The sequence below is a fragment of the Bradyrhizobium sp. WSM4872 genome, from assembly GCF_055811715.1.
The window spans coordinates 14677-27683 of sequence record NZ_JBVVPT010000009.1 but is presented as its reverse complement, the minus strand read 5'-3'; the positions used below and the strand labels follow the sequence as shown (position 1 = coordinate 27683).

The following is a 13007-nucleotide window of genomic DNA, read 5'->3' as shown; positions in this document are numbered from 1 at the left end:
TGATCGTCGTCCTGGCGAAAGCCAGGACCCATTACCCCGGTCAGCGTTTGTCGAAGCCCGTTGTGGCCACTATCCGCAACAATATGTCCCTGTGGTAATGGGTCCTGGCTTTCGCCAGGACGACCCCGAGAGTGTGGTGAAGCTGTCGCACCAATCGACGACCCCTCCGTTGTGCCCTATGCTGCCGCGCATTCCGCCAGTTCAACAAAGATAACAACAATGATGTACCTGGAAACGCCGCCGCGCCTGATCGAGACCAGGCTCTTCTCCGCCATGCCCGACAAATTCCGCCGCAAGGGCGAGCGGACGGATTGGGCCGATGCCAACCGGCCGGGTGTGCCGACGGACTCCTTCATCGAGGGGCCGTCGTTCGACAACAATGGAAATCTCTACATCGTCGACATTCCCTTCGGCCGCATCTTCCGCATTGCGCCTGACGGCGAGTGGTCGCTCGCGATTGAATATGAGGGCTGGCCGAACGGGCTGAAGATCGCGGCCGACGGCCGCATCCTGGTCGCCGACTACAGGCACGGCATCATGGAATTCGACGCCGAGGCAGGCCGCATCAAGCCTGTGCTGACCGCGCGCAATTCGGAATCATTCCGCGGCTGCAACGATTTGCATCTCGCTTCCAACGGCGACATCTATTTCACCGACCAGGGACAGACCGGCCTGCATGACGCAAGCGGCCGTGTCTATCGCCTGGCGCAAAGCGGCCGGCTGGATTGCCTGGTCGACACTGGCATCAGTCCGAATGGTCTGGTGCTCGATCCAACCGAGACCGTGCTGTTCGTCGCGATGACGCGCGACAACGCGGTGTGGCGGTTGCCGTTCATGAAGGACGGCAGCGTGTCGAAGGTCGGCCGCTTCTGCTCGCTGTTCGGCACCAGCGGTCCTGACGGGATGACCATGGATGCCAAGGGCCGCCTGTTCGTCGGTCACGCCTCGCTCGGCCATGTCTTCGTGTTCGCGCCCAACGGCGAATTGATCGCGCGGGTGAAATCGTGTGCCGGACCGAATTGCACTAATGTCGCGATTGGTGGCGCGAACAAAGATCGGCTCTACATCACGGAGTCTGCAACCGGTAGCGTATTGGTCGCTGACATCGGCGGATTGAACTCTTGAGCTCGATGGCGGTTGCCTGAGCGAACGAGTTGTATCGGAGCAAATATGAACACGAAACCCTTCGGCAAAACCGGCGCCAACGTTCCCGTTATCGGGCAGGGCACTTGGTATCTCGACCATGGCAATCGCAAGCGCGCGATCGCCGCGCTTCAGCGCGGGCTCGATCTCGGCATGACCCACATCGACACCGCCGAGATGTATGGCGATGCCGAACTCGTCATTGCCGATGCGATCGCGGGCCGACGCGACGAGGTGTTCCTCGTGTCAAAGGTGCTGCCAAGCAACGCCTCGCGCCGCGGAACCATCACCGCCTGTGAGCGCTCGCTGAAGCGGCTGAAGACGGATCGGCTCGACTGCTATCTGCTGCATTGGCGCGGCTCGTATCCGCTGGAGGACACTGTGGCCGCGTTCGAGGAACTGGTGAAGGCCGGCAAGATCAAATCCTGGGGTGTCTCCAATTTCGATGCCGATGATCTCGACGAGATGCTCGACGCCGCCGGCGAAGGGCGCATCGCCTGCAATCAGGTGCTCTATCATCTGAGGGAACGCGCGATCGAGCACGCGGTGATCCCGTGGTGCGAGCAGCATGGTGTTGCCGTGGTCGCCTATTCGCCGTTCGGCCACGACGATTTCCCTGCGAGCAGCAGCAAGGGCGGCGCGGTGCTGGTGCGCATCGCGGAGGCGCGTCGCGCGACGCCGCGCCAGGTCGCGCTGAGCTTCCTCACCCGTGCGACTACGGTGTTCGCGATCCCGAAGGCGTCGTCCGCGGAACATGCAGGCGAAAATGCCGCGGCCGGCGATCTCGTGCTGACGAAAGACGAGATTGCGGCGCTCGATGCGGCGTTTCCGCGCGGTCCGAAGCCGCGCGGGCTGCCCATGCTGTAGTGCACAAACGCCCATTATTAATGGAGTCTTGACGCGCGCGGACGTGAGCGCATATCGGCATCCTGTTTTCGGAAGTTGTGAAAGCGGCGCAATTATCGTTTTTTACGATCATTCCCGATTCGCATTCCTAGGTTCCAGCCGTGACCCCGCCGCCCGCCGCAGCCGCAAGGCTCGACAGTATTCCCATGCCTATGCCGGAAAAGAAGCCGCAGGCGCGCCGCGCGCCCGCGCGCGTCGATCATCCTTTCAAGGGCATCGCGCTGGTGCTGCTGTCGACGATCTTTCTCGGTTGCTCCGATGTCACCGCGAAATATTTGTCGTCGAGCCTCCCGTCGATCGAGATCACCTGGATCCGCTTCGTGACGTTCGCGCTGATGTTCACGCCGGTGATGCTGCCGGGCTCGCCGCTTCATGCCATGCGCACCGAGCGCCTCGGCCTGCAGCTGATGCGCGGCGCGGCATTGCTGGGCTCTTCGCTGTTCTTCATCACCGGCCTGAGCTTCCTGCCGATCGCGGAAGCGTCCGCGACCGGGTTCGTCTCGCCACTGTTCGTCACCGCTCTCTCGATCGTGTTCCTGAGCGAGAAGGTGGGCATGCGCCGCTGGATCGCCACCGCGATCGGCTTGACGGGCGTGATGATCATCCTGCGCCCGGGCTCCAGCGCGTTTCACGCCGCCGCGTTCTTCCCGATCGTCTCGGCGTTCTGCTGGGCTGCGGCGCTGATCTTGACGCGCATGATGAGCGGGCGCGAAGCCGTCCTCACCACCATGGCCTATTCGGCGCTGACGGGCGTTGCGATCCTCTCTCTGATGGTACCGTTCGTCTGGGTCGCGCCGACGTGGGCCGCGATCGGGCTTGGCATCGTGATCGGCGTCGCCTCCACGGTCGGCCAGTGGATCATCGTGCTGGCCTATCGCTACGGCGATGCCTCGGTGCTGGCGCCGTTTTCCTACACGCAGTTGCTGTGGGTCAGCATTCTCGGCTTCTTCCTGTTCGGCGAAGTTCCGGATGTCTGGACCGTCACCGGCGCGGCCTTCATCGTCGCCAGCGGCCTCTACATCGCCCATCGCGAGCGCATCCGCCGCGCCCAGCTCCTGATCATGGAAGAGCGTTCCCCGAACCCCTGACGCAAGATCGCGCGTCCGCTTCGTGCTATCAATGGCTCCAACAAGACGGGAGGAGCCGGATGCGCGCTGCGATTTTCAGGAACGGTGAGATTGTCGTCGACCGGATCGCCGAGCCAAAGCCGGGCTCCGGCCAGGTGCTGGTCAAGACGCTCGCCTGCGGCATCTGCGGTTCCGACCTGCACGCGCGCCAGCACGCCCACCGCATGGTGGAGATGGCGCGAAAGACCGGCCGCAAGCCGATGGACCTCGCCCGTGACGTCGTGTTCGGCCACGAGTTCTGCTGCGAGATCGTCGACTTCGGCCCGGGGACTGTGCGCAAGCTCAAGCCGGGCACGCGCGTCTGCTCGCTGCCGGCCCTCGTGACTCCGCTGGGCATCGAGGGCATCGGCTATTCCAATGACAATATTGGCGGCTATGCCGAGGCGATGCTGCTGAGCGAAGCGCTGCTGCTCGAGGTGCCCAACGGTCTCGCGCCGGAGCATGCCGCGCTCACCGAACCGCTCGCGGTCGGCGTTCATGCCGTCGCCAAGGCCAACATCCGAGGCGGCGAGGTGCCGCTCGTGATCGGCTGCGGGCCGGTCGGGCTCGCGGTGATTGCGGCGCTGAAGCTCAAAGGCCTGCATCCGATCGTCGCGGCCGATTATTCGCCGGCGCGGCGCGCGCTTGCGGCAAAACTCGGCGCCGATGTCGTCGTGGATCCAAGGGTGTCGGAGCCCTATGCGACCTGGGCCGAGCATGCGCAGATGTCGGATGCGGAGAAGGCCGCGCGGCCGGCGTTGCAGGCGATGCTGCCCGCGTTGAAGCCCGCGATCATCTTCGAATGCGTCGGCGTGCCCGGTCTGTTGCAACAGGTGTTCGAAGGCGCGCCGCGCGATGCCAGGATCGTCGTGGTCGGTGTCTGCATGGAGACCGACAGGAGCGAGCCCATGCTCGGCATCATGAAGGAGCTCAACGTCCAGTACGTGCTCGGCTACACGCCGGACGAGTTTGCAGCCTCACTGCGCTTGATCGCGGAAGGGCAGGTGGATGCGGCGGCGATGGTCACCGCCGAGATCGGCATCGACGGCGTCGCAAAGGCTTTCGCCGACCTCGCCAACCCTGAAGCGCACACCAAGATCATCGTACAGCCGTGGCGGTGATGCCTTACACCGGCAGCGCGATCGAATATTTCACCTGGCTGAGCGCGAAGCTCGACTCGATCGAGGCGATGCCGTCGAGCCGGGTCAGCTTGGTCTTCAGGAAAGTTTCGTAGGAGGCGAGGTCGGCCGCGACAACGCGCAGGAGATAGTCGCGGTTGCCGGTCATCAGATAGCACTCCAGCACCTCGTCCCATTTCGAGATCGCCCGCGCGAAGCGGTTGAGATCCTCCTCCTTCTGCCGCGCCAGCTTGATCGAGATGAAAACGCTGACATGCAGCCCCAGCGCCTTCTGGTCCACGGTCGCGATGTAGCGCGAGATGACGCCGCGTTCCTCCAGCAGCTTGACCCGGCGATGGCAGGGCGACACCGACAGCCCGACCTTGTCGGCCAGCTCCTGCATGGTCAACCGGCTGTCGTTCTGGAGCAGAGCGAGGATTTTTCGGTCGATGGCGTCGAGGGCGGGCATTGGGATGAACCTGTCGTTTTTACCGATCGATTGGTAAGCTATCCCAACATTAGTTGCTATTGCGCGAAAAATTGAGAAGTTTAGCGCTTCCTGCAGGGGTATCATCGGGCACCTGTTTTCCGGGAGCATTGCCATGCCCGTTGATACCACCCGCCTCGACACGTTGACCGCACTCGCCCGCAAGGCGCTGTGGCTGTCGTCATGGACCATTCATCACGCCAACCACATCCGCCCGAATGCGGACGGCCTGAAGGTCGGGGGACATCAGGCCTCGTCGGCCTCGCTCGCCACCATCATGTCGGCGCTGTATTTCCACGTGCTGAAACCCGAAGATCGCGTCGCGGTGAAGCCGCATGCAAGCCCGGTGTTCCACGCCATCCAATATCTGTTCGGCCGGCAGAGCCGCGACAAGCTGGAGAATTTTCGTGGCTTCAAAGGCGCGCAGTCCTATCCTTCGCGCACCAAGGACGTCGACGACGTCGATTTCTCCACCGGCTCGGTCGGCCTCGGCGTTGCGCAGACGCTGTTCGCCTCGCTGGTGCAGGACTATGTCAAGGCACATGGCTGGATGAAGGATCGCCGCGAAGGGCGAATGATTGCGCTGGTCGGCGACGCCGAGATGGACGAGGGCAACATCTTCGAGGCGCTGGCGGAAGGCTGGAAGCACGGCCTGCGCAACACCTGGTGGGTGGTCGACTACAACAGGCAGTCGCTGGACGCCGTCGTCCGCGAAGGCCTCTGGGAGAAGTTCGAGACCGTGTTCCGCAATTTCGGCTGGGACGTGGTGATCGTGAAATACGGCCGCCTGATGCGCGAGGCCTTTGCGGAAGCTGGCGGCGAGGCGCTGAAGCGCTGGATCGACAATTGCCCGAACGCGCTCTACGCCGCCTTGTGTTTTCAGGGCGGCGCGGCGTTCCGCAAACACCTCCACGACGAGATCGGCGATCAGGGTCCCATCACCAAGCTGATCGATAAGCGCAGCGACGACGAATTGCTGGCGCTGATGTCGAACCTCGGCGGCCATGACATGGCGAGCATGCTGGACGCCTTTGAATCCATCGATCACGATCGCCCGGTCTGCTTCATCGCCTACACCATCAAGGGCGTCGGCCTGCCGTTCCAGGGTCACAAGGACAATCACGCCGGCCTGATGACGGTTGCGCAGATGGAGAAATATCGCGACAGCCAGAACATCCGGCCAGGACACGAATGGGACAGATACGAGGGTCTCGCCCAAAGTGCCGCCGAGCTCGACGCCTTCCTCGCGGGCGTGCCGTTCAACCAGGACGGCCGCCGGCTTACCGCGCCTGTGATCGAGGTGCCGTCGCAACTCGCCTTCAAGCCGGCGCCGCAGATGTCGACCCAGCAGGGTTTTGGTCTCGTGCTGAACGAGATCGCGCGCGGCGACAGCGAGCTTGCCAGGCGCATCGTGACGACTTCGCCTGACGTCACCGTCTCGACCAATCTCGGTCCGTGGGTGAACCGGCGCGGCCTGTTTGCGCGCGGCGAGAAGGCAGACTTATTCCGCAGCGAGAAAATTCCATCCACCTTCAACTGGGATTTCTCGCCCAAGGGCCAGCATCTCGAACTCGGCATCGCCGAGATGAACCTGTTCATCATGCTCTCGGCGTTAGGCTTGTCGCACCAGATCAACGGCGAGCGGCTGCTGCCGGTCGGCACGTTGTACGATCCCTTCATCGAGCGCGGTCTCGATGCGCTGAACTATGCCTGCTACCAGGACGCCCGCTTCATGGTGGCGGCAACCCCGTCAGGTATCACGCTGGCACCCGAAGGCGGCGCGCACCAGTCGATCGCAACGCCTTTGATCGGCATGGCGCAGGATGGGCTTGCCTCGTTCGAGCCGGCCTTCGTCGACGAGCTCGCCGTGATCATGGCCTTCGGCTTCAACCACATGCAGCGCGATCCGGGCGAGGGCGGCTCGGTCTATTTGCGGCTCTCGACGCGCTCGATCGAGCAGGCGCAGCGGATCATGACACCCGAGCTTGCACAGGGCATCACCGACGGCGCCTATTGGCTGCGCAAGCCGGGCCCCAATGCAGAGGCCGTCATCGCCTATACCGGCGCCGTTGCGCCGGAAGCGATCGAGGCGACCGGCTTCATCGGCGAGAGCCGGCGCGACATCGGCCTGCTCGCGATCACGTCCGCGGATCGCCTGCATGCGGGATGGACCGCCGCGCGGAAATTGCGCCGCGATCGGCGCGGCGTGCAGCATCTCAGCCACATCGAAAAACTGCTCGCGCCGCTGCCGCGCGACTGCGGCATCGTGACCGTGATCGACGGCCATCCGGCGGCGCTCGGATGGCTCGGCAGCGTCCGCGGCCACCGCGTCGAGGCGCTCGGCGTCGAGCAGTTCGGCCAGACCGGCACCATCGCCGACCTCTATCGTCACCACGGCATCGACGCCAACGCCATCATCGATGCGGCCGAAAGCCTCACCACCGGCGCGCCGGTGCTGCATCGGAAGATGGCGGTGTAGTTCTCCGCCGTCCTGGCCCCCGTGCGCAATGGCGCACTAGGCCAGGACGACGGCAATCGAGACCTTGCCACCCCTCCGCCATCGGCTCATATAACCTCAGTCCGCCGCAATGCTGGCCCCGCACATGGCGGGTTCAATTGCCGGCGCTTTCGTGCAAGGATGCCTGCCGAAACGCCCCCAAGCCCCCCAAGAAGAGGTTCACTATGGTCAATCGCATGCAGTTCTACATCGACGGCGCCTGGGTCGATCCCGCCGTCAAGAAGTCCACCGCCGTGGTCAATCCGGCGACGGAAGAGGCGATGTACGAGGTTGCGCTGGGCTCCAAGGCCGACGTTGATAAAGCCGTCGCAGCCGCCAAGCGCGCGTTCGTGACGTTCTCCCGGACCAGCCGTGACGAGCGCGTTGCGCTGCTGGCGAAGGTCATCGAGATCTACAAGGGCCGCCTCAAGGAGATCGGCGCCGCCGTCTCCGACGAGATGGGCGCGCCGCTGCCGATGGCCGAAAAGCTTCAGGCCGGCGCCGGCCTCGGCCACCTCATGACCACGCTCGACGTGCTCAAGAACTACCACTTCGAGGAACCGGTCGGCACCGCCATGGTGCTGCGCGAGCCGGTCGGTGTGGTCGGCATGATCACGCCCTGGAACTGGCCGCTCAACCAGATCGCCTGCAAGGTCGCGCCCGCGCTCGCCGCCGGCTGCACCATGATCCTGAAGCCGTCGGAGTTCACCCCGACCTCGGCCTTGATCTTTGCGGAAATCCTCCATGAAGCCGGCGTGCCGAAGGGCGTGTTCAACCTCGTCAACGGTCTCGGCCCCGAGGTCGGCGCCGCCATGAGCGAGCACCCCGACATCGACATGATCTCGTTCACCGGCTCGACCCGCGCCGGCATCGACGTGGCCAAGCGTGCGGCACCGACCGTGAAGCGCGTCAGCCAGGAGCTCGGTGGCAAGTCGCCGAACGTCATCCTCGAAGGCGCCGACCTCACGAAGGCGGTGACCGGCGGCGTGATGCACATGTTCAACAACTCCGGCCAGTCCTGCAACGCGCCCTCGCGCATGATCGTGCCGCTCTCGAAGATGAAGGAAGTCGCCGCGATCGCGAAGGCCGTCGCCGACAAGACCAAGGCCGGCGATCCGCGCGCCGAAGGCACCACCATCGGTCCCGTGGTTAACCGCGGCCAGTGGGACAAGATCCAGGGCCTGATCAAGAAGGGCATCGACGAGGGCGCAACGCTCGTCGCCGGCGGTCCGGGCCTGCCCGAAGGCGTCAACAAGGGCTTCTATGTCCGTCCGACCATCTTCGCCGACGTCACCCCCGACATGACGATCGCTCGCGAAGAAATCTTCGGACCGGTGCTCACCATCATCGGCGCCAAGGACGAAGCCGAAGCCGTGCACATCGCCAACGACACGCCCTATGGACTTGCCGGCTACGTCACGGGCGCGTCCGTCGAGGACGCCAAGCGCGTCGGCCGTCAGATCCGCGCCGGCAACGTCAACCTGCAAGGCGTGCCGAACGATCGCACCGCACCGTTCGGCGGCTACAAGCAGTCCGGCAACGGCCGCGAGTGGGGCAAGTACGGCCTCGAGGACTTCCTCGAAGTGAAGGCCGTCGCCGGCTTCAACGCGGCATAGGTTTCGTCGCCTGAACGAACAAAGCGCCGGGGCAGGAAACCGCTCCGGCGTTTTGTTTTTTCGTAGCCCGCATGGAGCGAAGCGGAATGCGGGGAATGTCCCGGATTGCGCTTCGCTCCATCCGGGCTACGAGCTCACAAAAACGGCGGAGAAACTATCCCCCGACCGCGCCCTGCGTGTTCACATACAACGCGTAGATCGACTGGCTCGCCGCCATGAACAGGCGGTTGCGCTTGACACCGCCGAAGCAGAGGTTGGCGCAGCGCTCGGGCAGCGCGATGCGGCCGATCATGACGCCGTCGGGCGCGAACACCACGACCCCGTCGAGTTCGGGATCGCCCATGCCCCAGCCGCACCAGAGATTGCCGTCGATGTCGCAGCGCATGCCATCAGGCGTGCCCGGGCCTGCGTCGATGTGGACGCGCTTGTTCGAGATCGTGGTGCCGTCCGCCGAGACGTCATAGGCGAGGATCTTTCGGTTTGGCACGCCGCGCGATTCCACAACATAAAGAATTTTCTCGTCCGGCGAGAAGCACAGCCCGTTCGGACCCAGGACGCCTTCGGCGACGATGGTCGCCTTGCCGGTTGTGGGATCGAACCTGTAGACGTTCGGCTCGATCTCGGGCTCGGCCTTGTAGCCCTCGTAATTGCCGAGCAGGCCGAAGGTGGGATCGGTGAACCAGACCGCGCCGTCGGATTTCACCACGACGTCGTTTGGCGAGTTGAGCTTCTTGCCGCCGAACGAGTCCATCAGCACGGTGATGCTGCCGTCATATTCGGTGCGGGTCACGCGTCGCCCGCCATGCTCGCAGGTGACCAGCCGGCCCTGGCGATCCCTGGTGTTGCCGTTGGCGAAATTGGAGGGCTTGCGGAACACGCTGACGGCGCCGGTCTCCTCTTCCCATTTGATAATGCGCTGGTTCGGAATGTCGCTGCACAAGAGATAACGACCATCGCCGAACCACACCGGACCCTCGGCCCAGCGCAGGCCGGTCGTCAACCGCTCCACGGCCGAGAGTTTCAGCCAGTATTTTTCGAAGCGGGGATCCAGTGCTTTTATCGCGGGATCGGGGTAATAGGTCGCTGGCCGCCAGCCTTGAGTGTGGGACGATGCCTCATTCATGTCGGTTCTCTCGTTTCGTTCCCTCTGGACAATCCAGCTATCATTAGAGACACGTGACGGCAAATCGGTCGCCAAAGACGAGGAATGACATGCGCATCTTGATGACGGGAGCTTCGGGTGGAATCGGCACGCGGCTGCGGACATTGCTGCCGCCGATCTATCCCGACCTGCTGCTCAGCGACATCCGCCCGCCGGCCGATCTCGGCCCCAACGAGCAATTCAAGGCGGCGGACCTCTCTGACCTGGCGCAGTGCGAGGCGATCTGCGAGGGCGTTGACGGCATCATCCATTTCGGCGGCTATTCGGTCGAAGGTCCCTGGAACGACATCCTCCAGGCCAACATCATCGGCGGCTACAATCTGTTCGAGGCCGCGTACCGCAAGGGCGTCAAGCGCGTGGTGTTCGCCTCCTCGAACCATGCCGTCGGATTCTATCCGCGCCACCACAAGATCGGCACCGACGTGACCCCGCGCCCCGATGGCCGCTACGGCGTCAGCAAGGTGTTCGGCGAAGCGGTCGGCGCGCTCTATGCCGACAAGCATGGCCTGAAGGTGACTTGCCTTCGCATTGGCAATTTCGGGGACGTACCGCTGGACCTTCGCCGGATCTCGATCTGGCTGAAGCCGGAAGATCTGGTGCAGCTCTGTCAGATCGGGCTCGAGCATCCCGATATTCATTTCGAGATCTTCTACGGCGTGTCCCTGAACGAGCGCGCCTGGTGGGACAATCACCGCGCCTACGAGTTCGGCTACCGTCCCACGGGGCGCTCCGAGGACCACGTGGCGCATGCGATGGCCGAGCAGGCCAAGCTGAAGCCCGATCCGATCGGCGATCACTATCAGGGCGGCGCGTTCTGCAGCAACGAGTTCGACGGCGACACAAGTCGGATCATCGATTGGACCAAGCGGTAGGAGCGTTCCAATCTAGGGTGTCAGAATCGACGCCCTAGACCACGCGCTTGCCGGCCTGGGCCGCGATGGGCCTCTGCACGAAATACATCAGGATCAGGGATATCACCGCCGTCGTCACGACGACGTATCCCAACCGGTCGAAATGCCGGAGCGTACCGTCGGGGTCCTGCGCGATCAGCGCGGCGGCGAGCACGGAGCCGAGCCCGCCGGAGAGCTGTTGCAGCGACGCGCCGACCGCGCTGAAGGAGCCGCGTTGCGCCGGCTCTGGGATTGCGGAAATCAGCGCCTGCGACGGAATCATGCGGGAGAAGATGCCGACGAACATCAGCACGTTGACCAGGATCGCGACCGTCAGGCTCACCTCGCCGAGATGGGTGTAGATCAGCACCATGACGATGGACATGGCGCTGCCGAAGACGAAGGTGGGGTATTTGCCGAAAGTATCGCTCGCGCGTCCCACTAGCGGGCCGATGACAATGCTGAACAGGCCGGAGACGAGATAGATCGTCGGCAGATGCACGATGTCGATGCCGAGATTGTGCACGGTGTAAGCGCTGCCGAACGGCATCAGCATGTAGCCGCCGGTCGCCAGTAGGGTCGTCACCGAGAACGCCATCCAATAACGCGGCTGCGAGACCGTTGCGATCAGATGCCGGAACGGGTTTCGATCCTGCTTCAGCCCGAGATGGCCGTTCACCGGCTTCATCAGGAGCATCACGGCGGCCATCCCGATCACCGACAGGCCGACCAGTGCGCCGAACGCGACGTGCCAATTCCACTGATTGGCGAGGAAAAGACCGGCCGGGATGCCCAGCACCTGGCTTGCGGCGAAGGCGGTTTGCACGAAACCCATGACGCGGCCGCGCAATTGCAGAGTGAACAGATCGGTGACGATGGCGAGCACGACCGAGCCGATCACGCCGCCGAACAGGCCCGTCACGATCCGCCCCAGCAGCAACAGATGATAGTTGGGCGCGATCGCGCACAGCGCCGTGCCAAGGGTGAAGCCGGCATAGAAGAACAACAGCAGCCGTTTGCGATCGAACCGATCGGCAAAGCCGGCCGCCAGGATGCCGGAAATTCCCGCGCTGAACGCGTAGGCCGACACCGCCACGCCGAACTGGGCGGCCGAAATATCGAGCGCCGGCATCATGATGGCGCCGAGCGGCGACATGATCATGAAATCGATGATGATCGTGAACTGGACCAGCGCCAGCAGCGCAACGAGGATCGTCTGGTAGCGCGTAAAGCCGCGGGATCGCTCCTGCGACTCGACGATCGGCTCGGTCAGGGTTTGTTCGGTCATGGGATTTCATTCGGGAGGGAATACGGGGAAGAACGTGCGATTCGCGACTGGACGCCGGTCCTATCTATTTCCGACGGCGCGCTATTTCGATGGGTTGACAAAAGGTTTTGATGCCAATCTCGACGCCGTGCCTCGGTTCACTGAGAGCGAGCGCATGCAAGGGCCGAGCTTTGGCCTGGCCGCCCTGCCCATTGATCCAGGTCAACCATGCCTTTGGCATTTGGTTCTCGATCTGCGCGATCGCATTTCGGCAACTGGCGCCTGGATCACGGCCGCTCGAGTCAGGACAATGAAATTCAAATTGCCAGCCGTCGTACTGCTCGCGCTGATCATGTCGGGACCGGCGCGAGCCGCGATGCTCAGCGACGCCGAGGCGACGTTTCTCGACCAGCTCGTCACCGCGTCCGCGGTGCTCGAACAACGATGCGTCGGCTACGAGGTCAATGGTGCGGGCAGCATCCAGCTCGGCGCCCGACTTCTCGGCAGCACGGATGCCGCGATGGCGATGATCGACGCCTATGCGGCGGCCATCAAGGCCCGCGATGGCGAAACCTCCGATCCCGGTAAATTCCGCATCGAGGTGTCCGACGCGGCCGCCAAAACGTTCAGGCGTGTTCGTGGAGACTTGATCAGAGACCCGAAAGGGGCCTGCGCTGGTTATGGCGATACCAGCGTGGAGCGCGGCCTGCTGAGGCGGTATTGAACGCGCGTTCTGGCCTGCCGTGGCCTGACGGGAATGGGCGCGAGAGTGGGCCCGTGGGAGCGACGTCTGGGTATGACGGCGGGGCGCAATG

The 13007-nt window shown here is 63.7% G+C and carries 11 protein-coding genes; 8 read left to right on the top strand and 3 right to left on the bottom strand.

Going from position 1 to position 13007, the window contains the following annotated elements:
- Nucleotides 1-222 precede the first annotated feature (222 nt).
- The 4 genes from AC0L3C_RS14790 (at nucleotide 223) to AC0L3C_RS14775 (ending at nucleotide 4276) form a co-directional block, all read left to right on the top strand.
- Nucleotides 223-1125 carry an SMP-30/gluconolactonase/LRE family protein gene (locus AC0L3C_RS14790; protein ID WP_473408424.1) on the top strand — a complete coding sequence of 301 codons (903 nt, stop codon included), beginning with the start codon at nucleotides 223-225 and terminating at the stop codon, nucleotides 1123-1125.
- A gap of 45 nt (nucleotides 1126-1170) precedes the next feature.
- Nucleotides 1171-2010 (top strand): aldo/keto reductase, encoded by an 840-nt coding sequence (locus AC0L3C_RS14785; RefSeq protein ID WP_473408323.1) that lies wholly within the window; start codon nucleotides 1171-1173, stop codon nucleotides 2008-2010.
- Nucleotides 2011-2195: 185 nt separating this feature from the next.
- Nucleotides 2196-3137 (top strand): DMT family transporter, encoded by a 942-nt coding sequence (locus AC0L3C_RS14780; RefSeq protein WP_473408322.1) that lies wholly within the window; start codon nucleotides 2196-2198, stop codon nucleotides 3135-3137.
- A 59-nt stretch (nucleotides 3138-3196) separates the two neighbouring features.
- Nucleotides 3197-4276 carry a zinc-binding dehydrogenase gene (locus AC0L3C_RS14775; RefSeq protein ID WP_473408321.1) on the top strand — a complete coding sequence of 360 codons (1080 nt, stop codon included), beginning with the start codon at nucleotides 3197-3199 and terminating at the stop codon, nucleotides 4274-4276.
- A 4-nt stretch (nucleotides 4277-4280) separates the two neighbouring features.
- Here AC0L3C_RS14775 and AC0L3C_RS14770 read toward each other — a convergent pair whose 3' ends face one another.
- Nucleotides 4281-4742, bottom strand: coding sequence for an Lrp/AsnC family transcriptional regulator (locus AC0L3C_RS14770; protein ID WP_247342718.1), 462 nt, complete (start codon nucleotides 4740-4742; stop codon nucleotides 4281-4283).
- Between the two features lie 133 nt (nucleotides 4743-4875).
- On the opposite strand from AC0L3C_RS14770, the gene AC0L3C_RS14765 reads away from it, so the two are divergent.
- Nucleotides 4876-7239, top strand: a complete 2364-nt coding sequence (locus AC0L3C_RS14765) for a transketolase (RefSeq protein WP_473408320.1) — start codon at nucleotides 4876-4878, stop codon at nucleotides 7237-7239.
- A gap of 203 nt (nucleotides 7240-7442) precedes the next feature.
- Nucleotides 7443-8873 carry an aldehyde dehydrogenase family protein gene (locus AC0L3C_RS14760; RefSeq protein WP_473408319.1) on the top strand — a complete coding sequence of 477 codons (1431 nt, stop codon included), beginning with the start codon at nucleotides 7443-7445 and terminating at the stop codon, nucleotides 8871-8873.
- A 154-nt stretch (nucleotides 8874-9027) separates the two neighbouring features.
- Here the strand turns inward: AC0L3C_RS14760 and AC0L3C_RS14755 are convergent, their stop codons facing one another.
- Complete coding sequence (locus AC0L3C_RS14755; RefSeq protein WP_473408318.1) at nucleotides 9028-9996, bottom strand: SMP-30/gluconolactonase/LRE family protein; 969 nt, start codon at nucleotides 9994-9996, stop codon at nucleotides 9028-9030.
- Between the two features lie 89 nt (nucleotides 9997-10085).
- Here AC0L3C_RS14755 and AC0L3C_RS14750 point away from each other — a divergent pair, with 89 nt between their 5' ends.
- Nucleotides 10086-10907 (top strand): NAD-dependent epimerase/dehydratase family protein, encoded by an 822-nt coding sequence (locus AC0L3C_RS14750; RefSeq protein WP_473263528.1) that lies wholly within the window; start codon nucleotides 10086-10088, stop codon nucleotides 10905-10907.
- A gap of 34 nt (nucleotides 10908-10941) precedes the next feature.
- On the opposite strand, the gene AC0L3C_RS14745 is transcribed toward AC0L3C_RS14750, so the two are convergent.
- Nucleotides 10942-12213, bottom strand: coding sequence for an MFS transporter (locus tag AC0L3C_RS14745; protein WP_473408317.1), 1272 nt, complete (start codon nucleotides 12211-12213; stop codon nucleotides 10942-10944).
- A 289-nt stretch (nucleotides 12214-12502) separates the two neighbouring features.
- On the opposite strand from AC0L3C_RS14745, the gene AC0L3C_RS14740 reads away from it, so the two are divergent.
- Nucleotides 12503-12916, top strand: a complete 414-nt coding sequence (locus AC0L3C_RS14740; protein ID WP_473408423.1) for a hypothetical protein — start codon at nucleotides 12503-12505, stop codon at nucleotides 12914-12916.
- The last annotated feature ends 91 nt before the right edge of the window (nucleotides 12917-13007 follow it).

Excerpts from the sequence above, each read along its gene's own strand:
- AC0L3C_RS14745 (WP_473408317.1), bottom strand. The coding sequence starts at position 12,213 with ATGACCGAACAAACCCTGACCGAGCCGATCGTCGAGTCGCAGGAGCGA.
- AC0L3C_RS14785 (WP_473408323.1), top strand. The coding sequence starts at position 1,171 with ATGAACACGAAACCCTTCGGCAAAACCGGCGCCAACGTTCCCGTTATC.
- AC0L3C_RS14755 (WP_473408318.1), bottom strand. The coding sequence starts at position 9,996 with ATGAATGAGGCATCGTCCCACACTCAAGGCTGGCGGCCAGCGACCTAT.
- AC0L3C_RS14780 (WP_473408322.1), top strand. The coding sequence starts at position 2,196 with ATGCCTATGCCGGAAAAGAAGCCGCAGGCGCGCCGCGCGCCCGCGCGC.
- AC0L3C_RS14790 (WP_473408424.1), top strand. The coding sequence starts at position 223 with ATGTACCTGGAAACGCCGCCGCGCCTGATCGAGACCAGGCTCTTCTCC.
- AC0L3C_RS14775 (WP_473408321.1), top strand. The coding sequence starts at position 3,197 with ATGCGCGCTGCGATTTTCAGGAACGGTGAGATTGTCGTCGACCGGATC.
- AC0L3C_RS14740 (WP_473408423.1), top strand. The coding sequence starts at position 12,503 with ATGAAATTCAAATTGCCAGCCGTCGTACTGCTCGCGCTGATCATGTCG.
- AC0L3C_RS14760 (WP_473408319.1), top strand. The coding sequence starts at position 7,443 with ATGGTCAATCGCATGCAGTTCTACATCGACGGCGCCTGGGTCGATCCC.
- AC0L3C_RS14770 (WP_247342718.1), bottom strand. The coding sequence starts at position 4,742 with ATGCCCGCCCTCGACGCCATCGACCGAAAAATCCTCGCTCTGCTCCAG.
- AC0L3C_RS14750 (WP_473263528.1), top strand. The coding sequence starts at position 10,086 with ATGCGCATCTTGATGACGGGAGCTTCGGGTGGAATCGGCACGCGGCTG.
- AC0L3C_RS14765 (WP_473408320.1), top strand. The coding sequence starts at position 4,876 with ATGCCCGTTGATACCACCCGCCTCGACACGTTGACCGCACTCGCCCGC.